Here is a 21,120-nt window from a genome sequence, read left to right as displayed (position 1 = left end):
TGCCCTAACTGACTGGCATCACGCCGAAGCGGGCTTTTCCAACACTAGATCAAACCGAGAGTTCGACCAGCAGTTTGTTCAAGCGGCGAACATAGGCCGCCGGGTCTTTCAGGCTGTCGCCCGCAGCCAGTGCGGCCTGATCGAAGAGGATGTGCGAGAAGTCGGCGAAACGGTCTTCGCTCTGCTCGTGATCCAGTTTCTCGATCAGCGGGTGGCTCGGGTTGAATTCGAAGATCGGCTTGGAATCCGGCACCTTCTGCCCGCTGGCTTCGAGGATCTGGCGCATTTGCAGGCCCAGGTCCTGTTCACCGATGGCCAGGATCGCCGGCGAGTCGGTCAGGCGGTGCGAGACGCGCACTTCACTGACGCTGTCACCCAGCGCGGCCTTGAGGCGTTCCACCAGGCCTTCCTTGTCCTTGGCGACTTCTTCCTGGGCTTTCTTGTCCTCGTCGGAGTCCAGCTTGCCCAGGTCCAGGTCGCCGCGGGCGACATCGACAAAGCCCTTGCCGTCGAAATCGCTCAGGTAGCTCATCAGCCACTCGTCGATACGGTCGGTCAGCAGCAGCACTTCGATGCCTTTCTTGCGGAAGACTTCCAGGTGCGGGCTGTTCTTGACCTGCGCGTAGGATTCGCCGGTGAGGAAGTAGATCTTGTCCTGACCTTCCTTGGCGCGCGCCAGGTAGTCGGCCAGGGACACACTCTGCTCGCCGCTGTCGTCGCCGGTGGAGGCAAAGCGCAGCAGGCCGGCGATCTTCTCCTTGTTGGCGAAGTCTTCCGCCGGGCCTTCCTTCAGCACCTGGCCGAAGTTCTTCCAGAACGACTTGTACTGCTCAGGCTCGTTCTTCGCCAGCTTCTCCAGCATGTCCAGGACACGCTTGGTCAGCGCCGATTTCATCGAGTCGATGATCGGGTCTTTCTGCAGGATTTCACGGGAGACGTTCAGCGACAGGTCGTTGGAATCGACCACGCCCTTGATGAAGCGCAGGTACAGCGGCAGGAAGGATTCCGCCTGGTCCATGATGAACACGCGCTGCACATACAACTTCAGGCCGCGTGGCGCTTCGCGCTGGTACAGGTCGAACGGCGCGCGGGCCGGGACGTACAGCAGCGAGTTGTACTCCAGCTTGCCTTCGACCTTGTTGTGGCTCCAGGCCAGCGGGTTCTCGAAATCGTGGCCGATGTGCTTGTAGAACTCCTGGTATTCCTCGTCCTTGATCTCGGTACGCGGACGGGTCCACAGGGCGCTGGCGCGGTTGACGGTTTCCCATTCTTCGGCCGGCGCTTCTTCACCCTCGGCAACTTCGACCTGCTTCGGCAGTTCGATTGGCAGGGCGATGTGGTCGGAGTATTTCTTGATGACGTTGCGCAGACGCCAGCCATCGGCGAACTCGGTCTCGTCTTTTTTCAGGTGCAGGACGATGCGGGTACCGCGCTCGGCCTTTTCGACGGTGGCAACTTCGAAATCACCCTCGCCCTTCGACGACCAGTGCACGCCTTCGGCGGCCGGCAGGCCGGCACGGCGGCTGAATACATCAACCTTGTCGGCGACGATGAACGCCGAGTAGAAGCCCACACCGAACTGGCCGATCAGGTGCGAATCTTTCTTCTGGTCGCCGGTGAGGTTTTTCATGAAGTCGGCGGTGCCGGACTTGGCGATGGTGCCCAGGTGCGCGATCACGTCCTCGCGGCTCATGCCGATGCCGTTGTCTTCGAGGGTGACGGTACCGGCATCCTTGTCGAAGCTGACGCGGATTTTCAGGTCCGCGCCGCCTTCCAGTAGCTCAGGCTTGGACAGCGCTTCGAAACGCAGTTTGTCCACGGCGTCGGAGGCGTTGGAAATCAGTTCCCGGAGGAAGATTTCCTTGTTCGAGTACAGCGAGTGGATCATGAGGTGCAGCAGTTGCTTCACCTCGGTCTGGAAGCCCAGGGTTTCTTTTTGTGACTCCACGCTCATGGTCTTCAAAACTCCGATCTGATGGCATTGGTCACGCTGGCTGACGGGCCCGAAGGCACTCGCCCGACCTTGCGTGGCGGGATGAACAGCAGATGGGGGACGTACCCGGCTATTTCAAGGGCGCGGTCAGCTCTTTGATCTTGAAGTGCGCGCGAGCGGTGGCGATCGGCTCGCCTGGATCGGTCTGCCAAGCGGTAATCGCCACGTTGGTGACCCGCCGCCCCTGCCGCCACAACTGGCAGCGCGCGTAGGTGTCGCGGAAATGTCCGGCACGCAGGTAGTCGATGGAGAAGTCGATGATCTTCGGTACGCTCGCGCTCTCGCTGAAGACCAGCAGGTAGAGCGCCGCCGACAACTCCATGAAGCCGGCGATCACGCCGCCGTGGATCGCCGGCAGCAAGGGGTTGCCGATATTGTCCGGATTGGCCGGCAGGCGGAACAGCAGGTCATCGCCGTCGCGGCTGCATTGGATGCCGATCAGCCCGGCATAAGGAATGAATTGCAGCAGCTGCGAGTAGTCGCCCCGGGCATGGGCTTCGCGCAGTTGAGCGTGGATATCGGTCGGGATCATTGCGTGCCCTCCTTCAACTTGCGGGAGAAGCCCAGGCCGCCCTTGATGTCCTTGCCCAGGCGCATATAAGTGCCGACGACTTCGGCGATCGGTTGCGCGGGATCGTCCTGGTAGGCAGTGCCGCGAATGAAGATCACGTCGCGGCTGACCCGATAGCAATGGGCATGGCCGTACACATCCTGATCGGCGACACCCGGGCTCATGTAGTCAATGCGCAGGTCAAGGGTCGGGCACACCTCGAATTCAGGCAGGACGCACAGCGTGGCCATCCCGAGCGCGGTGTCCATCAGCGTGGTGATGGCGCCGCCATGGATCGACCCGGTCTGCGGGTTGCCAACAATAGAGGGCGAATAAGGCAGCAGCAGCGTGATGCCTGTGTCGTCCGCGGCTTGAACTTGCATGTTCAGTACCTGGCAGTGGCGCAAGGCGGAAAGGAAGCGCCTGGCACGCCCCATCAACGGCGTTTCATTCATTTCTGGTTATTCCTCGACCCTTGTGCGGACCTGCATAAGACCAGCAAAAAGTCTATATGGATCCGTAACTTATATATGTGTATGGTGCGCGGAACTTAAACCGGTAGAGACAACTCGAATGGTTTAAGTAAAGTTATTCCACAAGGAGAAACACCCCATGCGTAAACCTTTTGCTTATGCCGTTATGCTCGCCGCTGCTCTGGGCCTCGCCGCTTGCGATAAAGCCAGCGAGAACAAGGCTCAAGACGCCCAACAACATGCCGAGCAAGCCCAGCAGAAGATGGACGAAGCTCAGGATAAAGTGAACGAGGCTGCCAAAGAAAACGCCGAAGCCGCCAAAGACAGTGCCGAAGCGCAACAGAAAGCTGCTGAAGAAGCCGCTCCAGCCGCTCCGGCTCCAGCACCAGAAGCCGCGCCTGCTGCACCAGCTGCTCCTGCAGAACCTGCCAAGTAAGCGTTCTTGCTGGAATAAAAAAACCCGACTCAGGTCGGGTTTTTTTATTCATATCAAAAGCTGTCTGAACGTTGGGCTCAACATCAACAAGAGTGAACAAATCAGACCGACACTCCAAACGAGTGTGCGCTGCCAGGCAAAGTCATACCAGTACAGCGGCAGATAAATAATCCGCGCCAGAACAAAAATAATCGCCAGTGCATCGATCAGAAAACCTTGTGTCTGCGTGGTATGCACCATCAGCACACCCACCGAAAACAGCATGAACGCCTCAAAACTGTTCTGGTGCGACGCTACGGCCCGGGCACCGAGACCAGTCAAGCGTGCCTGCTGCTCCCGCGGCAGATGGTTGTCATAACCGCCCTGCTCTTTCATGGCCCGGCTCACCGGGATTCGCGCGACAAAAATCAGCACGGCACTGATCAATACACACCAGAACGGAATACTCACGGAAGTGCCTCCTTGCCCGGTTCGGACGATGATACGTCTGTAGGGGTATAGACCATCACGTCGAGCACGTCGGAATGAAACTCCCGGCGGTAGAGCACCAGCACCACGCCCGCGCTCATCACCATGAACATCCACGGGCTGATGAACCAGCTGAGCATGGTCATTCCGAAGTAGTAGGAACGCAGGCCGAAGTTGAACTGGTTCGCTGCCATCGAAATGACCCGGGCGCCCCGCGAAGCAAAGGCCTTGCGCTCCATCTCGCTGACCTGGCGCTCACCGATCATGGGCGCCGAGCCCACCAGCACTGCCGCGAAGTTGTACTGGCGCATGCACCAACTGAAGGTGAAGAAGGCGTAGACGAAGACCATGGCCAGGCACAGCAGCTTGATCTCGGACATGCTCTGGGACGCCTGCTGCACCAATGGCAGGTCGGCCAGCAACGACAGCGCCCGATCCGAAGAGCCGAGCACGGTGAGAATACCGGCGAGGATGATCAGGGTACTGGAGGCGAAGAACGAGGCGTTGCGCTCAAGGTTGCCGATCACGCTGGCGTCGGCGATCCGGTTGTCGCGCAACAGCATGCGGCGCATCCAGTCTTCACGGTACAGGTGCATCACGCTGGCCAGGCACGCGGTATCGCGGCCCTTCCAGGTGGCGTAACGGGTGTAACCGCCCCAGCAGGCGATGAACCAGACGGCAGCCAGAAGATTGATCAGATTGCTTTGAATGAAGCTCATGGACATTCCCGGAAGAAGTTGGCCTGCACAGTAAAGTGCAGCGACCGGGTTTCGACGCCAACGAACAGAAAAAGACACTAAAAAGGCAGCTTCGAGCTTATAGCTGCAAGCGACAAGAAGAGGCTTGCCCTCCAGAAAGCAAAAGCCCCGCCTCCTGGGTAGGAGACGGGGCTCTTGGAAGCGCCCGGGCCGGGTATCAGTGGCTTGTGGCCTTACCCTGCCCTTTGGCGATCCAGTCAGGCAATCACTTCACGCGGCTTGCCGAGCATACGGTCGCAGACCACGGCGACGAACAGGGTCGCTACGCATGGAACCAGCCAGGCCAGTCCCTTATCACTCAGCGGCAGGTGAGCGAACGACGCCGGCATCCAGGCATCCAGCTTCGCGCCCTTGAGGGCATCGATCACGCCGAACAGCAGCGAGACCGCCATCACAGGCGCCATGATGCGGGTTTGCGAATGCCACATACCTTTGCAGAAGCTCAGGCCTACCAGCACGATGCACGGCGGATAGATCGCGGTGAGTACCGGCACGGAGAACATGATCAGCTTGGTCAGGCCGAGGTTCGAGACCAACAGCGAGAACGCCGCCAGCAGGACCACCAGCGCACGATAGGACAGCGGCAGGATACGGCTGAAGTACTCGGCGCAGGCGCAGGTCAGGCCAACCGCAGTTACCAGGCACGCCAGCGCGATCAGCACGGCGAGGAAGCCACTGCCCAACGAGCCGAAGGTGTGCTGCACATACGCGTGCAGGACCACCGCGCCATTGCCGGCGTTGGCCGCGATGTCATGGCTGCCGGCACCCAGGCGGAACAGGCTGACGTACACCAGGGTCAGGCCAAGGCCGGCGATCAGGCCGGCGATGATCGCGTAACGGGTGATCAGTCGCGGCGACTCAACCCCACGGGAACGGATCGCGTTGACGATAACGATGCCGAACACCAGTGCACCCAAGGTATCCATGGTCAGGTAACCCTGAATGAACCCCTGCGAGAACGGCGCCGCGACGTAGGCCGGCTGAGCTTCACCGATGGTGCCGGCGGGCAGCGCGAACGCCGCGATGCCAAGCACCGCCAGGGCGATGATCTTCAGCGGCGCGAGGAAGCGACCGACGGTATCCAGCAGCTTGCCCGGATACATCGACACCGCCAGCACGACGGTGAAATACACCAGGCTGTAGATGAACAGTGCAATCGGACTCTCACCGGTCAACGGCGCCACGCCCACTTCGAAGGACACAGTAGCGGTACGCGGAGTGGCGAACAGCGGGCCGACAGCCAGGTACGCAGCGGCCGCCAACAGGCCACCGGCCACCTTACCGATCGGACTGCTCAGCGCGTCCATGCCGCCACCGACCTTGGCCAGCGCGACAACGGTCACGACCGGTAGGCCTACCGCAGTGACCAGGAAGCCCAATGCTGCCATCCACACGTTCGGACCGGACTGCAAGCCAACGATTGGCGGGAAAATAATATTGCCGGCCCCGACGAACAACGCGAACGTCATGAAGCCAAGCGCCAGGATGTCCTGGCCTTTCAACACTTTCATTTAAGGAAATACCACACTACTGAAATCGGAATTTAGAGAGGGATTTCCCCTTGGATTAGGGAAATGTTTTATCCACCCGGATGAGGCGGACCTTTAACGCGTGGCGCTCCCTTTTGGGGAGCGGGCACAAAAAGAGTGCGCATGTTAACGAATTTGCCGGGCCGGCGCACGACCGCAAGGCGGCTTGTCCGATAAGCGAATCTCTATGTCGCAAACGGTTGCGCTGAATCAAAATTTACCCCAACGAAAAAGGCCACCCGAAGGTGGCCTTTCTCTACTGCATCAGCGAAGAAGGATTACTTCTTGGCTTCCCAACCGGTCAGCTCGGCCAGGGCCTTGCCGATGTCGGCCAGCGAACGCACGGTTTTGACGCCCGCGTCCTGCAGGGCAGCGAACTTCTCGTCCGCAGTGCCTTTGCCGCCAGAGATGATGGCGCCAGCATGGCCCATGCGCTTGCCCGCTGGGGCAGTCACACCGGCGATGTAGGAAACCACTGGCTTGGTCACGTGTGCCTTGATATAGGCAGCCGCTTCTTCTTCGGCCGAACCACCGATTTCACCGATCATGACGATGGCTTCGGTTTTCGGGTCTTCCTGGAACAGCTTCAGGATGTCGATGAAGTTCGAGCCTGGGATCGGGTCACCACCGATACCAACGCAGGTGGACTGACCGAAACCGGCGTCAGTGGTCTGCTTGACCGCTTCATAGGTCAGGGTGCCGGAACGGGAAACGATACCGACCTTGCCTGGCAAGTGGATGTGACCTGGCATGATGCCGATCTTGCACTCGCCCGGAGTGATGACGCCTGGGCAGTTAGGGCCGATCAGGGTAACACCCAGCTCGTCGCACTTGACCTTGGCATCCAGCATGTCGAGGGTAGGGATACCCTCGGTGATGCAGACGATCAGCTTGATGCCGCCGAAGGCCGCTTCCAGGATCGAGTCTTTGCAGAAAGGAGCCGGAACGTAGATGACCGAAGCGTCAGCGCCGGTAGCTTCCACAGCTTCCTTGACGGTGTTGAACACCGGCAGGCCCAGGTGGGTGGTGCCACCCTTGCCTGGAGTAACGCCACCGACCATCTTGGTGCCGTAGGCGATGGCTTGTTCGGAGTGGAAGGTACCTTGCGAGCCGGTGAAGCCCTGGCAGATAACTTTGGTGTCTTTATTGATCAGGACGCTCATTACTTGCCCTCCGCAGCTTTGACAACTTGTTGAGCAGCGTCGGTCAGGCTGGTGGCCGCAATGATGTTCAAACCGCTTTCTGCCAGTACTTTAGCGCCCAGTTCAGCGTTGTTGCCTTCCAGACGAACAACAACCGGTACCTTGACGCCAACTTCTTTCACTGCACCGATGATGCCTTCGGCAATCATGTCGCAACGAACGATGCCGCCGAAGATGTTGACCAGAACGGCCGCGACATTGCTGTCGGACAGAATGATCTTGAACGCTTCGGTAACGCGTTCTTTGGTAGCACCGCCGCCCACGTCGAGGAAGTTGGCTGGCTTGCCGCCGTGCAGGTTGACGATGTCCATGGTACCCATGGCCAGGCCAGCACCGTTGACCATGCAACCGATGTTGCCTTCCAGCGCCACGTAGTTCAGCTCGAAGCTGGCAGCGTGGGCTTCACGAGGATCGTCCTGGGACGGGTCGTGGAAGGTTTTCAGCTTAGGCTGACGGTACATGGCGTTGGCGTCGATGTTGATCTTGGCGTCCAGGCAATGCAGATCGCCGTCAGCCTTGATCACCAGCGGGTTGACTTCCAGCAGGGCCAGGTCGTGTTCTTTGAACAGCTTGGCCAGGCCTACGAAAATCTTGGCGAACTGAGCAACTTGCTTGCCTTCCAGACCCAGCTGGAAAGCCAGTTCACGACCCTGGAACGGCTGAGCGCCGACCAGTGGATCGATAGTAGCCTTGATGATCTTCTCGGGAGTGTCGTGAGCGACTTTCTCGATGTCCACGCCACCTTCGGTGGAAGCCATGAACACGATGCGGCGGCTCGAACGATCGACTACAGCGCCCAGATACAGCTCTTTGGCGATGTCAGTGCAGGACTCGACCAGGATCTTGGTCACTGGCTGACCGTTGGCATCGGTCTGGTAAGTCACCAGACGCTTGCCCAACCATTGCGCAGCGAACGCCTTGGCGTCTTCCTTGCTGCGAACCAGCTTGACGCCACCCGCTTTACCGCGACCACCGGCGTGAACCTGGGCTTTGACAACCCACTCGGTGCCACCGATTTTTTCGCAGGCTTCTGCTGCTGCTTCAGGGGTGTCGACTGCGAAACCCTTGGAAACTGGCAGGCCGTATTCAGCGAACAGCTGCTTACCCTGATACTCGTGAAGATTCATGCTTTTTACCGTCTTCGTTAGGTACTGCGCTTCGGCGCTGCGCTCCACTGGAGTGCCGCGCCACCTGTGACCGCTTGCTCCCGGTATGCTCCGGGAGTTCGAGTCCGGCGGACTTTCCGCGGTGAGTCATGCACGCAAGACTCACGACGGGCCGCCCGCCGTGGTTTTCTTATAGTTAACGCTTCTTACGGTTGGCTACGTGGATGGCACCGCCATTCACAGCCAGCGCGGCTTCATGCAGCGCTTCGGACAGGGTCGGATGGGAGAAGACCATCATGCCCAGGTCTTCGGCACTGGTGCCGAATTCCATTGCGATTGCACCCTGCTGAACCAGTTCGGCAGCGCTTGGGCCAATCACGTGTACACCCAGGACGCGATCGGTCTTGGCATCGGCGATGACCTTGACGAAACCACCGGTGTCGTTTGCGGCCATTGCACGGCCACTGGCCGCGAACGGGAAGGTGCCCACGTTAACCTCAACGCCTTCAGCCTTCAAGGTTTGCTCGGTTTTGCCGACCCATGCAATTTCCGGGTGGGTGTAGATAACCGACGGGATCAGGTCGTAGTTCATCTGGGCTTTGTGGCCCTTGATGCGCTCGACGACCATGATGCCCTCTTCCGAGGCCTTGTGTGCCAGCATCATGCCGCGAACCACGTCACCGATGGCGAAAACGCCAGGAACGCTGGTAGCGCAGTGGTCGTCGACGAAGACGAAGCCGCGCTCGTCGATGGTCACGCCGCTGTCGGCAGCCAGCAGATCGGTGGTCACCGGACGACGGCCGACCGCAACGATCAGTTTGTCGAAGGTGATTTTCTGTTCGCCGTTGGCGTCGGTGTAGGTCACTTCGACTTCTTCGCCGTTGACCTTGGAACCGGTTACGCGAGCGCCCAGCTTGATGTCCAGACCTTGTTTGGTCAGGGTTTTCAGCGCTTCCTTGGAGACGGCAGCGTCAGCAGCCATCAGGAAGGTGTCCAGGGCTTCCAGGACGGTAACTTCCGCGCCCAGGCGAGCCCAGACCGAACCCAGTTCCAGACCGATCACACCGGCACCGATAACGCCCAGGCGCTTCGGCACGGCCTGGAATTCCAGGGCGCCAGTGGAGTCGACGATAACGTTCTGGTCAACCGGAGCTGGCGGAATGTCGATCGGACGCGAGCCGGACGCCAGGATCACGTTTTCGGCTTCGATGACTTCGGTAGTACCGTCAGCCTTGGTGACTTCGACTTTCTTGCCAGCCAGCAGCTTGCCGTGGCCCTGGATCGAAGTAACGCCGTTGGCTTTGAACAGGGTGGCAACACCACCGGTCAGGTTCTTGACGATACCGGCCTTGCGGCCAACCATCGCGGCGACGTCCATTTTGACTTCACCGGTGGAGATACCGTGGACGTTGAAGCTCTCTTTCGCTTCCTTGTACTTCCAGGAGCTGTCCAGCAGCGCCTTGGATGGAATGCAGCCAACGTTCAGGCAGGTGCCGCCCAGGGCCAGTTTGCCCTCGCCATCGGTGTACTTCTCGATGCAAGCGGTCTTCAGGCCCAGTTGCGCGGCCTTGATAGCGGCCACGTAGCCGCCAGGACCTGCACCAATTACTACTACGTCGAACTTCTGGCTCATAAAAGATTCCTTTATAGCTACAAGCAGCAAGCCACACGCTACAAGGCAAGCGGCTTCTGTTTCGAAGCTCGCCGCCTGTAGCTTGCAACTGCGTGTTTAGATATCCAGCAGCAGACGCGCCGGGTCTTCCAGCAGGTTCTTGATGGTCACCAGGAAAGTCACAGCTTCTTTACCGTCGATCAGGCGGTGATCGTAGGACAGCGCCAGGTACATCATCGGACGGATCACGACCTGGCCATTGATGGCCATAGGACGCTGGATGATGTTGTGCATGCCCAGAATGGCGGCTTGCGGCGGGTTGACGATCGGGGTCGACATCATCGAACCGAAAGTACCGCCGTTGGTGATGGTGAAGGTGCCGCCGGTCATCTCGTCGATGGACAGCTTGCCGTCACGGGCCTTCTTGCCGAAGGTGGCGATGCCGTTCTCGATCTCGGCCAGGCTCATCAGCTCGGCGTTGCGCAGAACCGGTACCACCAGGCCACGGTCGCTGGAGACAGCAACACCGACGTCAGCGTAACCGTGGTAGACGATGTCGCTGCCGTCGATCGACGCGTTGACTGCCGGGAAACGCTTCAGCGCTTCGGTAGCGGCCTTGACGAAGAACGACATGAAGCCCAGGCGTACGCCGTTGTGGGACTTCTCGAACAGGTCCTTGTACTTCGAACGCAGTGCCATGACTTCAGTCATGTCGACTTCGTTGAAGGTAGTCAGCATGGCCATGTTCGACTGCGCTTCAACCAGACGCTTGGCAACGGTGGCACGCACGCGGGTCATCGGAACGCGCTTCTCGGTGCGGTCGCCAGTGGCAACGACAGGAGCAGCAGCGGCAGCAGCCGGCTTGGCAGCAGGTGCAGCGGCAGGTGCGGACTTCTTGGCGGCAACGGCAGCCACGACGTCTTCCTTGGTCACGCGACCGCCCTTACCGGTACCAGCAACGCTGGCCAGGTCGATGCCGTTTTCTTCAGCCAGCTTGCGCGCGGCTGGAGCGGCGATCGGGTCGTCTTCGCCAGCGTCGGCGGCAGCCGCCTGGGCAGGCGCGGCAGCTTGAGCAGCAGCAGGAGCGGCGGCAGCGCCACCGGCTTCGATCGAACCCAGCACTTCGTCGGACAGAACGGTGTCGCCTTCGTTCTTGACGATCGCGCCCAGTACGCCATCAGCGGTGGCCAGTACTTCCAGAACGACTTTGTCGGTCTCGATGTCGACGATCAGGTCGTCACGCTTGACGGCTTCGCCCGGTTTCTTGTGCCAGGTGGCAACGGTGCCATCGGCAACCGATTCCGGGAAGGTAGGGGCTTTGATCTCGATAGCCATTATCAGTGGTTCCTTAAATTCGGTTTCAGGTGCGCGGTGGCATTAAACGGTGAAGGCATCTTGCAGCAGTTTTTCCTGCTGCTCGGCGTGCATCGAAGCGTAACCACAGGCCGGGGCCGCAGACGCATCACGACCGGCGTACTCAAGGACCAGTGCCTTGTTGTGACGACCGAGGATACGGCGCATGTGGTGTTGGCTGCTGTACCAGGCGCCCTGGTTCATCGGTTCTTCCTGACACCACACCACGTTCTTCAGTTCGGTGTATGGCGCGAGGATTTCAACCAGATCGTCTTCAGGGAACGGATACAGTTGCTCGATACGCACGATGGCGATGTCTTCACGACCTTCGGCACGGCGTTTTTCCAGCAGATCGTAGTAAACCTTGCCGCTGCACAGGACCAGGCGAGTGACCTTTTTCGGATCGAGAGTATCGATTTCCGGGATCACGGTCTGGAACGAGCCTTCGGCCAGATCTTCCAGAGTCGAGATGGCCAGCTTGTGGCGCAGCAGCGACTTCGGCGTCAGTACGATCAACGGTTTGCGCAGCGGACGGATCACCTGGCGGCGCAGCAGATGGTAGATCTGTGCCGGGGTGGTCGGTACGCAAACCTGGACGTTGTGCTCGGCGCACAGTTGCAGGTAACGCTCAAGACGTGCCGAGGAGTGCTCAGGGCCCTGACCTTCATAACCGTGTGGCAGCAACATGGTCAGACCGCACAGACGACCCCACTTGTGCTCGCCGCTGGTGATGAACTGATCGACAACCACTTGCGCACCGTTGGCGAAGTCACCGAACTGGGCTTCCCAGATCACCAGCGCGTTTGGCGTGGTGGTTGAGTAGCCGTATTCGAAGGCCAGCACGGCTTCTTCTGAGAGGAAGGAGTCGTACAGGTCAAACCGCGGCTGACCCGGGAACAGGTTCTGCAGCGGAATGTAGGTGCTGGCGTCCTTCTGGTTGTGCAACACCGCATGGCGGTGCGAAAAGGTGCCACGGCCGATGTCCTGGCCGGTCATGCGGATCGGGTGACCTTCGAACTGCAGAGTGGCGTAAGCCATGGTCTCGGCATAACCCCAGTTGATCGGCAAGCCACCGGCCTGCATCTTCTGGCGATCTTCGTAGATCTTCGACACCTGACGCTGAACCACGAAACCTTCGGGCAGTTCCAGCAGCTTGGCCGACAGTTCCTGCAGGGTCTTGAGGTCGAAACGGGTGTCGTGACGCGCGGTCCAGGCATGGCCCAGGTAAGGACGCCAGTCAACGAACAGCTCTTTGTTCGGCTCCTTGACCAGGCTCTTCACCACGTGCAGGCCATTGTCCAGCGCGTTGCGGTACTCATCGACCTTGGCCTGGACGCGATCGGCGTCGAGACGACCAGCCTGGGTCAGGCTTTCGGCATAGAGTTCGCGGGTGGTGCGCTGCTTGGCGATCTGCTGATACATCAGAGGCTGGGTGCCGTTCGGCTCGTCGGCCTCGTTGTGGCCGCGACGACGGTAGCAGACCAGGTCGATGACGATGTCACGCTTGAACTGCATGCGGTAATCGACCGCCAACTGGGTCACGAACAGCACCGCTTCCGGATCATCACCATTCACGTGCAGGATCGGCGCCTGGATCATCTTGGCGACGTCGGTGGCGTACTCGGTGGAGCGCGAGTCCAGCGGGTTGCTGATGGTGAAACCAACCTGGTTGTTGATCACGATGTGCACGGTACCGCCGGTCTTGAAACCGCGGGTTTGCGACATCTGGAAGGTTTCCATGACCACGCCCTGACCCGCGAAGGCGGCGTCACCGTGGATGGAGATCGGCAGAACCTTGTCGCCAACGGTGTCGTTGCGACGGTCCTGGCGAGCGCGTACCGAACCTTCCACTACTGGCGAGACGATTTCCAGGTGGGACGGGTTGAACGCCATCGCCAGGTGAACTTCGCCACCGGCAGTCATCACGTTGGACGAGAAGCCTTGGTGGTACTTCACGTCACCGGAGCCCAGCTCGACCTTCTTCTTGCCTTCGAACTCGTCGAACAGCTCGCGCGGGTTTTTACCGAAGGTGTTGACCAGCACGTTCAGGCGGCCACGGTGGGCCATGCCGATCACGACTTCCTTGGTGCCGTAGGAACCGGAACGCTGGATCAGTTCGTCCAGCATCGGAATCAGGCTTTCGCCACCTTCCAGACCGAAACGCTTGGTGCCCGGGTACTTGGTGCCCAGGTACTTTTCCAGACCTTCGGCGGCAGTGACGCGCTCGAGCAGGTGGCTCTGGATGTCGGCGGAGAACGCCGGACGGCCACGCACGCTCTCGAGACGCTGCTGGAACCAGCTACGCTGCTCGGAGTCGACGATGTGGGTGAACTCGGCGCCAATGGTGCGGCAATATGTCTGCTGCAAAGCGTCGAAGATTTCGCGTAGGCTCGCTTCCTCTTTGCCGATGAACAGGTCGCCGGCACGGAAGGTCGTATCAAGATCGGCATTGGTCAAGCCGTAATGATTGATCGACAGGTCTACTGGCGCAGGGCGCTGCCACAACCCCAACGGGTCGAGCTTGGCCGCTTGGTGGCCGCGCATACGGTAGGCCTGGATCAGACGCAGCACTTCAACCTGCTTCTTCTCGTGCTCGCTGCTCACGCTACCGGCAGACACCGGTTGGGCGCGGCGCTGGTTCTTCGCCAGCAGTACGAAATGGTCGCGGATTGTAGAGTGCGATACATCGGTAGCAGTGCTGCCTTCAGCGGGCAACTTCTGGAAGTAGGTGCGCCACTCTTCTGGCACAGCGTTAGGGTCGTGCAGGTAGAGCTCATAGAGCTCTTCCACATATGCAGCATTACCACCTGAAAGGTGGGCGCTGTTCCACATGCGCTGCATCACGCTTTCTTGCATGCTTGGTCACCCTCGGTTAGGGGCCTCGATCGGCAAGAACCACGAAAGCCTGGAATCACGTCAGCAAACCAAGCCACCAAGGATCCCGCAGATTTACCGGGTACCAGCCCGGATGCCCCTGCTGGTCTCATATCTTCATAGGTCAAGCTCGGGCTTTTGACCCTTGCTCGGGTTTCACCTCGGTGCGGGCTGATGCCCGCACCTTGGCGTTCTACGGCTACAACACTTTTTGAATCAGGTGCCGCTTTGCAGCAGCATGTTACGAACGTGGCCGATTGCCTTGGTCGGGTTCAGACCTTTAGGGCAAACGTTTACGCAGTTCATGATCCCGCGGCAGCGGAATACGCTGAACGGGTCATCCAGGGACGCCAGGCGCTCCTGGGTTTTGGTGTCACGGCTGTCGGCCAGGAAGCGATAGGCTTGCAGCAGAGCGGCTGGACCCAGGAACTTGTCCGGGTTCCACCAGAACGACGGGCAGGAAGTCGAGCAGCAAGCGCACAGGATGCACTCGTACAGACCGTCCAGCTTTTCGCGCTCTTCCGGCGACTGCAGACGCTCGATGGCCGGAGCCGGCGTGTCGTTCTGCAGGAATGGCTTCACCTTCTCGTACTGCTTGTAGAAGATGCTCATGTCGACGACCAGGTCACGGATAACCGGCAAACCAGGCAGCGGACGCACGACCAACTTGTTACCTTTTACGACAGCGGACAGCGGCGTGATGCACGCCAGGCCGTTCTTGCCGTTGATGTTCATGCCGTCGGAACCGCAAACGCCTTCACGGCAGGAGCGACGATAGGAGAAGCCCTCGTCCTGCTCCTTGATCAGCGCCAGTACGTCCAGCACCATCAGGTCCTTGCCACCGGTATCGACCTGGAACACCTGGGTTTTAGGTGCCGAGTCGGTGTCCGGGTTGTAACGATAAACTTCGACTTGCAACATAGCGGCCACCCTTAGTAAGTCCGGACTTTTGGTTCGAACGCCGGTACGGTCTTCGGCGCGAAGTTGACTGCACGTTTGGCAACCCGCTTCTCACCTGGGAAGTACAGGGTGTGGCACAGCCAGTTTTCGTCGTCACGGTCTTCGTAGTCTTCACGGGCGTGAGCGCCGCGGGACTCTTTACGAACTTCGGCCGCGATGGCGGTTGCTTCGGCAACTTCCAGCAGGTTCTGCAGCTCCAGCGCTTCGATACGCGCGGTGTTGAAGGCCTGGGACTTGTCGCTGATCTTGACGTTGGCGATACGCTCGCGCAGGCCAGCCAGTTGCTCGATGCCCTTCTGCATGTATTCGCCAGTACGGAACACACCGAAGTAGTTCTGCATGCAGCTCTGCAGCTCGCGACGCAGGGTTGCAACGTCTTCGCCGGAAGTGCGCTCGTTGAGCTTGTTCAGACGGTTCAGGGCAACTTCGATGTCGGTGTCGCTGGCGTCGCGGTATTCGATACCGTCGGTCAGCGCTTTTTCCAGGTGCAGGCCGGCAGCGCGGCCGAAGACCACCAGGTCGAGCAGCGAGTTGCCGCCCAGGCGGTTGGCACCGTGAACCGATACGCACGCCACTTCGCCTACGGCGAACAGACCAGGAATGATGTGATCCACGCCGTCGGCATCCTGGGTCATCGCCTGGCCATGAATGTTGGTGGCAACGCCGCCCATCATGTAGTGGCAGGTTGGAACGACTGGAACCGGAGCAACGACCGGGTCAACGTGAGCGAAGGTCTTGGACAGCTCACAGATACCTGGCAGGCGGCTGTGCAGAACTTCTTCACCGAGGTGGTCGAGTTTCAGCATCACGTGGTCGCCGTTAGGACCACAGCCGTTACCGGCGATGATTTCCTTGACCATGGAACGGGCCACAACGTCACGACCAGCAAGGTCCTTGGCGTTTGGCGCGTAGCGTTCCATGAAACGCTCGCCGTGCTTGTTGATCAGGTAACCGCCTTCACCGCGGCAACCTTCGGTGACCAGTACACCTGCGCCGGCGATGCCGGTTGGGTGGAACTGCCACATTTCGATGTCTTGCACCGGAACGCCAGCACGCAGTGCCATGCCAACGCCGTCACCGGTGTTGATCAGGGCGTTGGTGGTCGACGAGTAGATACGACCTGCACCGCCGGTAGCCAGTACCGTTGCCTTGGCACGGATGTACTGGGTTTCGCCGGTTTCGATGCAGATTGCGATCACACCGACGAACGCGCCGTCCTGGTTCTTCACCAGGTCAACAGCGTAGTACTCGTTCAGGAAGGTGGTGCCTGCTTTCAGGTTGCCCTGATACAGGGTGTGCAGCAGTGCGTGACCGGTACGGTCGGAAGCGGCGCAGGTACGGGCGGCCTGGCCACCTTTACCGAAGTCCTTGGACTGACCGCCGAACGGACGCTGGTAGATACGGCCGGTTTCGGTACGGGAGAACGGCAGACCCATGTGGTCCAGCTCGAATACCGCGGCAGGACCTTCCTGGCACATATATTCGATAGCGTCCTGGTCACCGATGTAGTCGGAGCCTTTGACGGTATCGTACATATGCCAGCGCCAGTCATCGTTCGGGTCAGCCGAAGCGATTGCGCAGGTGATGCCACCCTGGGCCGATACGGTGTGCGAACGGGTCGGGAACACCTTGGTGATCACGGCCGTCTTGTGACCGCCCTGGGCCAGTTGCAGCGCAGCGCGCATGCCGGCACCGCCGCCACCAACAATGATGGCGTCGAAAGAAATCGTTGGAATGATAGCCATGAATCAGATACCCCAGAGAATCTGCACACCCCAGACGAAGTACGCGAACATCGCGACACCACATACCGCCTGGAACAGGAAACGTATCGCTGTAGCCGACTTGCCGAACGCCATTGGCGTCAGGTAGTCGGTTGCAATGGTCCACATGCCGACCCAGGCGTGAGCGCCCAGGGCAACCAGTGCCAGCAAGCTGAAGATACGCATCGCGTTATTGGAGAACAGGGCGTGCCACTGGGCATATTCGATGCCAGGGTGCGCCACCAGGTAGCCGATCAGGAAAATGAAGTAAGCCGCGAGAACGACCGCAGAAACGCGCTGCGCCATCCAGTCATAGAGGCCCGAACGCGAAAGGTTCGTGACGTTGGTTACCATATCCAAACTCCCGCCAGAACGATCACCACCACGGAGATGACGATGACAATTTTCGAGCCCAGTTTGCCGCCTTCCAGCGTCTCACCGATGCCCATGTCCATGATCAGATGGCGCACACCGGCCACCAGGTGATACAGCAAGGCGGACAGCAGGCCCCAGAACACGAACTTGGCCAGCGGACTGGTCAGACACGCCTTCACCTCACCAAAGCCTTCTTCGGAACCCAGGGATTTGCCCAATGCATAAAGCATGATGGCCAGGCCCAGGAACAGAATAACGCCGGAGATGCGGTGGAGAATGGACGTGTAAGCGGTGATCGGGAGTTTGATGGTCCTTAGGTCTAGGTTTACAGGTCGTTGGCTTTTCACGGCTTTTTTCACACTGAAGAGCCCCTAGCAATCAGGGCAAAGTTGTTGGTAAGTGTACTGGTCAGGTACCCACCACCCAGGGAGCGGCGACCCCCAGTGAGACGGGCAAGAAAGCCCCTGGCGGTCGGGTGCCGAGTATAGACAGTTAGGCTACTAATGACAACGTGAAGGGCTAGCCCAAATAGCGCATTGCCTTTACCGAACAAAAGGCGTAAATGGGCGCCAATTTCGAGGAAAAACAGGGCCTAAGGCCCATTACAACCGTGCTTTAGGCAAATTGACATTCGAATTTATCTCACTATAGTGGTGCGGGCCCTGCGTGGGGGGTCTGTCAGATGATTTCAAGCATTAATAGGAGGCCACATGGCTGACAAAAAAGCGCAGTTGATCATCGAGGGCGCAGCCCCCGTCGAGCTGCCCATTTTAACCGGCACCGTTGGTCCAGATGTTATCGACGTCAGAGGGTTGGGGGCCACGGGTCACTTCACTTTCGACCCTGGTTTCATGGCGACCGCATCTTGCGAGTCGAAGATCACCTACATTGATGGCGACAAGGGCATCCTGCTGCATCGCGGCTACCCGATCGAACAGCTCGCCCAGCAATCCGACTACCTCGAAACCTGCTACCTGCTGCTCAACGGCGAACTGCCGAATGCCGAGCAGAAGGCTCAGTTCGTCAGCACCGTGAAGAACCACACCATGGTGCATGAGCAGTTGAAGTCCTTCTTCAACGGCTTCCGCCGCGACGCCCACCCGATGGCCGTCATGTGCGGCGTGGTTGGCGCCCTGTCGGCGTTCTACCATGACTCGCTGGACATCAATAACCCGCAGCACCGGGAAATCTCCGCCGTTCGCCTGGTCGCCAAGATGCCGACCCTGGCCGCGATGGTCTACAAGTACTCCATGGGCCAGCCCATGATGTACCCGCGCAACGACCTGTCGTATGCCGAGAACTTCCTGCACATGATGTTCAACACCCCGTGCGAGATCAAACCGATCAGCCCGGTACTGGCCAAGGCAATGGACCGGATCTTCATCCTCCACGCCGACCACGAACAGAATGCGTCCACCTCCACCGTGCGTCTGGCCGGCTCGTCGGGTGCCAACCCGTTCGCCTGTATCGCCGCCGGTATCGCCGCACTGTGGGGCCCTGCCCACGGCGGTGCGAACGAAGCCGTACTGACCATGCTGGATGAAATCGGCGATGTTTCGAACATCGACAAATTCATCGCCAAGGCAAAGGACAAGAACGACCCGTTCAAACTCATGGGCTTCGGTCACCGCGTTTACAAGAACCGCGACCCGCGTGCCACCGTGATGAAGCAGACCTGCGACGAAGTCCTGCGCGAGCTGGGCATCACCAACGATCCGCAGCTCGAACTGGCCATGCGCCTGGAAGAGATCGCCCTTACCGATCCTTACTTCATCGAGCGTTCGCTATACCCGAACGTCGACTTCTACTCGGGCATCATCCTGAAGGCAATCGGCATTCCAACCAGCATGTTCACCGTGATCTTCGCCCTGGCGCGTACCGTCGGCTGGATCTCGCACTGGAAAGAAATGCTCTCCAGCCCTTACAAGATCGGCCGTCCTCGCCAGCTGTACACCGGCTACGAGTCCCGCGACCTGATCAAGCTGGAAGACCGCGAGTAAGCTTCGGCCGAACGCAAAAAAAGGCTGCCTGATGGCAGCCTTTTTTATTGCCCTTGAAACGTACAGTTATCGATAACGCTACACGTCTCGATAACTGTAATGCTCACATCAAGGTTTTTCAGCTTTGTCTTTCAATGCCTTGAGCGTATTGAAAGGCGCATCCACGACGAACTTGTTCGCAACCATGGAAGGCACGCTACCGCCCGGGTTGGTGTGCAACTGATACGTCACTTCGGTGGCATCGCCTTTCGGAACCAGTTTCCAGTAGCCATTGGCAGTCGCCACCCGTACGAAGCCCTTCTCTTCCGGCAGATAGGTGCTCACGCCTTCGATTTTTCGCGTCACACTGCCATCAGCGTCCTGGGTGGTCGTCACATGCAACACGGAATCACGCGGCGTCACCGGCCATGGCGTGTTGAACTGTGCGTAGGTCCAGCTCTGGTCGCCTTCGTGCTTGAGCAGCTTCTGCAATTTGCACTCGTGAATCCACGCGCAAGAACCGGCAACGTCCTCCTGCAGCGCCCGAATTTTCGCAACGGGCGCCTTGATCAGGACTACGCCGCGGTATGCCTTGTAATCGGAGCCCTCCACTTTACTGAGGGAAACCTTGATACCGTCCGCGCTCTTGGCCTCTTCCCATTGCTCAGCGAAAGCCAAAGTCGACAACGCACTCAAACCCACGATTACCGCTACACGCTTGAACGATCTCATCCGGTTGTTTTCCTTATTGGTCGGTGATCCAGCATTCAGGCCGCCGTCATTTGCTCCCACCAGCCGATGAGCTTGATAGCCTCGTCACGGTCACTGCCGCATACCTCTGTGTCCGCCTTGAAGCCCGAACAGACTGCCGGCCGTTCCGGCTTGCCGAACAAATCACACAGATTGATGGCGGACAGATGAATACAGCGTTCGCCAGCCGGCTTGCCATCAGGCATTCCAGGAATGAACGAACTGATCGACGGAGCTATGCAGCAGGCGCCACAGCCTTCGCGGCACTTCATGACGTGGTAGACCTCGGAAAGAGCAAATGATGCAGATAGGAAGGATAGTAACGACTAAAACAACCGTTTGAAATTACCGGCCAAATGAAATATTGCTGACTGGGCGGTTCTCGTTTTGACGCTATTGCTTGAATTCGAAATCGATCGCAGCGCCTTCGATGTCCTGGCGACTATCGTTGCGCAACTGCAATTGCATTTCGTTGCTCAGCAAACGCCCGTTGAGCTGGAATGGACTTTCGGCCGCAGGTTTTTCCCCGAACATCGAAGGCAGCAGCGGCTTGCGCACTTCCGCCTCGATCTGCTCGACAGACTTCATTTCCTTGACCATGTCAGGTGGCAAGGTCAGATCGAGTTTGGCCTTGGGCAGCGGCGCAGCGATCGCATCCGCTTTTTTTCGGCTAGCGCTCTTGCTGGCTCTGACCGGCGCCTTTTTCGCAGGTACGGCCTTCTGCCGGGCTGCGGGCTGGGCTTTTGCCGCCGGCTGCGCGGGCTGTTTCTTCTGGCTGGCAGTGCTGGCTTTCTGCTCTTGAGGCTTTGCTTCGGCCAGCAAAACGGACTGAGGAGCGGACGCGGCCATCGCGGAGTCCATCAGCGATACCGCGAACAGCCCAATTAATACCAATCCGCCACGCCGTAATACAGTCATAGACAACAACAAGCACTCCAT

The 21,120-nt window shown here is 59.2% G+C and carries 20 protein-coding genes; 2 read left to right on the top strand and 18 right to left on the bottom strand.

The features are described 5' to 3' along the window. Positions 1-49 precede the first annotated feature (49 nt). The 3 genes from htpG to NTD82_RS17185 all read right to left on the bottom strand — a co-directional run bounded on the left by htpG (position 50) and on the right by NTD82_RS17185 (position 2,998). A complete protein-coding gene (htpG, locus tag NTD82_RS17195) occupies positions 50-1,954 on the bottom strand; it encodes a molecular chaperone HtpG (RefSeq protein WP_095157101.1) in 1,905 nt (634 codons plus the stop codon). A gap of 109 nt (positions 1,955-2,063) precedes the next feature. Next, entirely contained in the window at positions 2,064-2,525 is a 462-nt protein-coding gene (locus NTD82_RS17190; RefSeq protein WP_262129560.1) for a PaaI family thioesterase, read from the bottom strand. Beyond that, positions 2,522-2,998 carry a PaaI family thioesterase gene (locus NTD82_RS17185; protein WP_175651631.1) on the bottom strand — a complete coding sequence of 159 codons (477 nt, stop codon included), beginning with the start codon at positions 2,996-2,998 and terminating at the stop codon, positions 2,522-2,524. Before NTD82_RS17185 ends, NTD82_RS17190 begins: the two co-directional genes overlap by 4 nt. 157 nt (positions 2,999-3,155) lie before the next feature. On the opposite strand from NTD82_RS17185, the gene NTD82_RS17180 reads away from it, so the two are divergent. After that, the gene (locus NTD82_RS17180) at positions 3,156-3,452 is read left to right on the top strand and encodes a hypothetical protein (RefSeq protein ID WP_095157098.1); all 297 of its coding nucleotides are present in this window, start codon (positions 3,156-3,158) and stop codon (positions 3,450-3,452) included. A 48-nt stretch (positions 3,453-3,500) separates the two neighbouring features. Here NTD82_RS17180 and NTD82_RS17175 read toward each other — a convergent pair whose 3' ends face one another. The 12 genes from NTD82_RS17175 to sdhC form a co-directional block, all read right to left on the bottom strand. Next, positions 3,501-3,902: an MAPEG family protein gene (locus NTD82_RS17175; protein WP_262129559.1), complete on the bottom strand. Its 402-nt coding sequence runs from the start codon at positions 3,900-3,902 to the stop codon at positions 3,501-3,503. Further along, positions 3,899-4,639, bottom strand: a complete 741-nt coding sequence (locus tag NTD82_RS17170) for a DUF599 domain-containing protein (protein WP_095157096.1) — start codon at positions 4,637-4,639, stop codon at positions 3,899-3,901. The genes NTD82_RS17175 and NTD82_RS17170 overlap by 4 nt, the downstream gene beginning before the upstream one ends. A 236-nt stretch (positions 4,640-4,875) precedes the next feature. Next, the gene (gene brnQ / locus NTD82_RS17165; RefSeq protein WP_095157095.1) at positions 4,876-6,189 is read right to left on the bottom strand and encodes a branched-chain amino acid transport system II carrier protein; all 1,314 of its coding nucleotides are present in this window, start codon (positions 6,187-6,189) and stop codon (positions 4,876-4,878) included. Between the two features lie 296 nt (positions 6,190-6,485). Then, positions 6,486-7,370, bottom strand: coding sequence for a succinate--CoA ligase subunit alpha (sucD, locus tag NTD82_RS17160; protein ID WP_003254203.1), 885 nt, complete (start codon positions 7,368-7,370; stop codon positions 6,486-6,488). Beyond that, the gene (gene sucC / locus NTD82_RS17155) at positions 7,370-8,536 is read right to left on the bottom strand and encodes an ADP-forming succinate--CoA ligase subunit beta (protein ID WP_038613110.1); all 1,167 of its coding nucleotides are present in this window, start codon (positions 8,534-8,536) and stop codon (positions 7,370-7,372) included. The genes sucD and sucC overlap by 1 nt, the downstream gene beginning before the upstream one ends. Before the next feature lie 175 nt (positions 8,537-8,711). Continuing rightward, positions 8,712-10,148 (bottom strand): dihydrolipoyl dehydrogenase, encoded by a 1,437-nt coding sequence (gene lpdA, locus NTD82_RS17150; protein WP_095157094.1) that lies wholly within the window; start codon positions 10,146-10,148, stop codon positions 8,712-8,714. 96 nt (positions 10,149-10,244) lie between these two features. Next, positions 10,245-11,462, bottom strand: a complete 1,218-nt coding sequence (gene odhB / locus NTD82_RS17145; protein ID WP_262129558.1) for a 2-oxoglutarate dehydrogenase complex dihydrolipoyllysine-residue succinyltransferase — start codon at positions 11,460-11,462, stop codon at positions 10,245-10,247. A gap of 42 nt (positions 11,463-11,504) precedes the next feature. After that, the gene (locus NTD82_RS17140) at positions 11,505-14,336 is read right to left on the bottom strand and encodes a 2-oxoglutarate dehydrogenase E1 component (protein ID WP_095157092.1); all 2,832 of its coding nucleotides are present in this window, start codon (positions 14,334-14,336) and stop codon (positions 11,505-11,507) included. 234 nt (positions 14,337-14,570) lie between these two features. Next, positions 14,571-15,275 (bottom strand): succinate dehydrogenase iron-sulfur subunit, encoded by a 705-nt coding sequence (locus tag NTD82_RS17135; RefSeq protein ID WP_095157091.1) that lies wholly within the window; start codon positions 15,273-15,275, stop codon positions 14,571-14,573. Between the two features lie 11 nt (positions 15,276-15,286). Beyond that, a complete protein-coding gene (sdhA, locus tag NTD82_RS17130; protein ID WP_095157090.1) occupies positions 15,287-17,059 on the bottom strand; it encodes a succinate dehydrogenase flavoprotein subunit in 1,773 nt (590 codons plus the stop codon). Positions 17,060-17,062: 3 nt separating this feature from the next. Continuing rightward, on the bottom strand, positions 17,063-17,431 hold the full coding sequence (gene sdhD / locus NTD82_RS17125; protein ID WP_009396297.1) for a succinate dehydrogenase, hydrophobic membrane anchor protein: 369 nt from the start codon (positions 17,429-17,431) through the stop codon (positions 17,063-17,065). Further along, on the bottom strand, positions 17,425-17,811 hold the full coding sequence (gene sdhC / locus NTD82_RS17120) for a succinate dehydrogenase, cytochrome b556 subunit (protein WP_170946391.1): 387 nt from the start codon (positions 17,809-17,811) through the stop codon (positions 17,425-17,427). Before sdhC ends, sdhD begins: the two co-directional genes overlap by 7 nt. A 351-nt stretch (positions 17,812-18,162) precedes the next feature. On the opposite strand from sdhC, the gene gltA reads away from it, so the two are divergent. After that, entirely contained in the window at positions 18,163-19,452 is a 1,290-nt protein-coding gene (gene gltA, locus NTD82_RS17115) for a citrate synthase (protein ID WP_262129557.1), read from the top strand. A gap of 108 nt (positions 19,453-19,560) precedes the next feature. On the opposite strand, the gene NTD82_RS17110 is transcribed toward gltA, so the two are convergent. From NTD82_RS17110 to NTD82_RS17100, 3 genes are all read right to left on the bottom strand, one after another. Then, positions 19,561-20,163: an START domain-containing protein gene (locus tag NTD82_RS17110; RefSeq protein ID WP_262129556.1), complete on the bottom strand. Its 603-nt coding sequence runs from the start codon at positions 20,161-20,163 to the stop codon at positions 19,561-19,563. Between the two features lie 35 nt (positions 20,164-20,198). Further along, the gene (locus tag NTD82_RS17105) at positions 20,199-20,453 is read right to left on the bottom strand and encodes a YkgJ family cysteine cluster protein (protein ID WP_095157087.1); all 255 of its coding nucleotides are present in this window, start codon (positions 20,451-20,453) and stop codon (positions 20,199-20,201) included. A 121-nt stretch (positions 20,454-20,574) separates the two neighbouring features. Continuing rightward, entirely contained in the window at positions 20,575-21,099 is a 525-nt protein-coding gene (locus NTD82_RS17100) for a translation initiation factor 2 (RefSeq protein ID WP_262129564.1), read from the bottom strand. Between the last annotated feature and the right edge of the window lie 21 nt (positions 21,100-21,120).

This window comes from Pseudomonas sp. 5P_5.1_Bac1 (assembly GCF_025466015.1).
Lineage (GTDB): Bacteria > Pseudomonadota > Gammaproteobacteria > Pseudomonadales > Pseudomonadaceae > Aquipseudomonas.
The sequence above is the reverse complement of the archived record's forward strand: the minus strand, read 5'-3'. Positions and strand labels throughout refer to the sequence as shown.

Excerpts from the sequence above, each read along its gene's own strand:
- htpG (WP_095157101.1), bottom strand. The coding sequence starts at position 1,954 with ATGAGCGTGGAGTCACAAAAAGAAACCCTGGGCTTCCAGACCGAGGTG.
- NTD82_RS17190 (WP_262129560.1), bottom strand. The coding sequence starts at position 2,525 with ATGATCCCGACCGATATCCACGCTCAACTGCGCGAAGCCCATGCCCGG.
- NTD82_RS17185 (WP_175651631.1), bottom strand. The coding sequence starts at position 2,998 with ATGAATGAAACGCCGTTGATGGGGCGTGCCAGGCGCTTCCTTTCCGCC.
- NTD82_RS17180 (WP_095157098.1), top strand. The coding sequence starts at position 3,156 with ATGCGTAAACCTTTTGCTTATGCCGTTATGCTCGCCGCTGCTCTGGGC.
- NTD82_RS17170 (WP_095157096.1), bottom strand. The coding sequence starts at position 4,639 with ATGAGCTTCATTCAAAGCAATCTGATCAATCTTCTGGCTGCCGTCTGG.
- brnQ (WP_095157095.1), bottom strand. The coding sequence starts at position 6,189 with ATGAAAGTGTTGAAAGGCCAGGACATCCTGGCGCTTGGCTTCATGACG.
- sucD (WP_003254203.1), bottom strand. The coding sequence starts at position 7,370 with ATGAGCGTCCTGATCAATAAAGACACCAAAGTTATCTGCCAGGGCTTC.
- sucC (WP_038613110.1), bottom strand. The coding sequence starts at position 8,536 with ATGAATCTTCACGAGTATCAGGGTAAGCAGCTGTTCGCTGAATACGGC.
- lpdA (WP_095157094.1), bottom strand. The coding sequence starts at position 10,148 with ATGAGCCAGAAGTTCGACGTAGTAGTAATTGGTGCAGGTCCTGGCGGC.
- odhB (WP_262129558.1), bottom strand. The coding sequence starts at position 11,462 with ATGGCTATCGAGATCAAAGCCCCTACCTTCCCGGAATCGGTTGCCGAT.
- NTD82_RS17140 (WP_095157092.1), bottom strand. The coding sequence starts at position 14,336 with ATGCAAGAAAGCGTGATGCAGCGCATGTGGAACAGCGCCCACCTTTCA.
- NTD82_RS17135 (WP_095157091.1), bottom strand. The coding sequence starts at position 15,275 with ATGTTGCAAGTCGAAGTTTATCGTTACAACCCGGACACCGACTCGGCA.
- sdhA (WP_095157090.1), bottom strand. The coding sequence starts at position 17,059 with ATGGCTATCATTCCAACGATTTCTTTCGACGCCATCATTGTTGGTGGC.
- sdhD (WP_009396297.1), bottom strand. The coding sequence starts at position 17,431 with ATGGTAACCAACGTCACGAACCTTTCGCGTTCGGGCCTCTATGACTGG.
- gltA (WP_262129557.1), top strand. The coding sequence starts at position 18,163 with ATGGCTGACAAAAAAGCGCAGTTGATCATCGAGGGCGCAGCCCCCGTC.
- NTD82_RS17110 (WP_262129556.1), bottom strand. The coding sequence starts at position 20,163 with ATGAGATCGTTCAAGCGTGTAGCGGTAATCGTGGGTTTGAGTGCGTTG.
- NTD82_RS17105 (WP_095157087.1), bottom strand. The coding sequence starts at position 20,453 with ATGAAGTGCCGCGAAGGCTGTGGCGCCTGCTGCATAGCTCCGTCGATC.
- NTD82_RS17100 (WP_262129564.1), bottom strand. The coding sequence starts at position 21,099 with ATGACTGTATTACGGCGTGGCGGATTGGTATTAATTGGGCTGTTCGCG.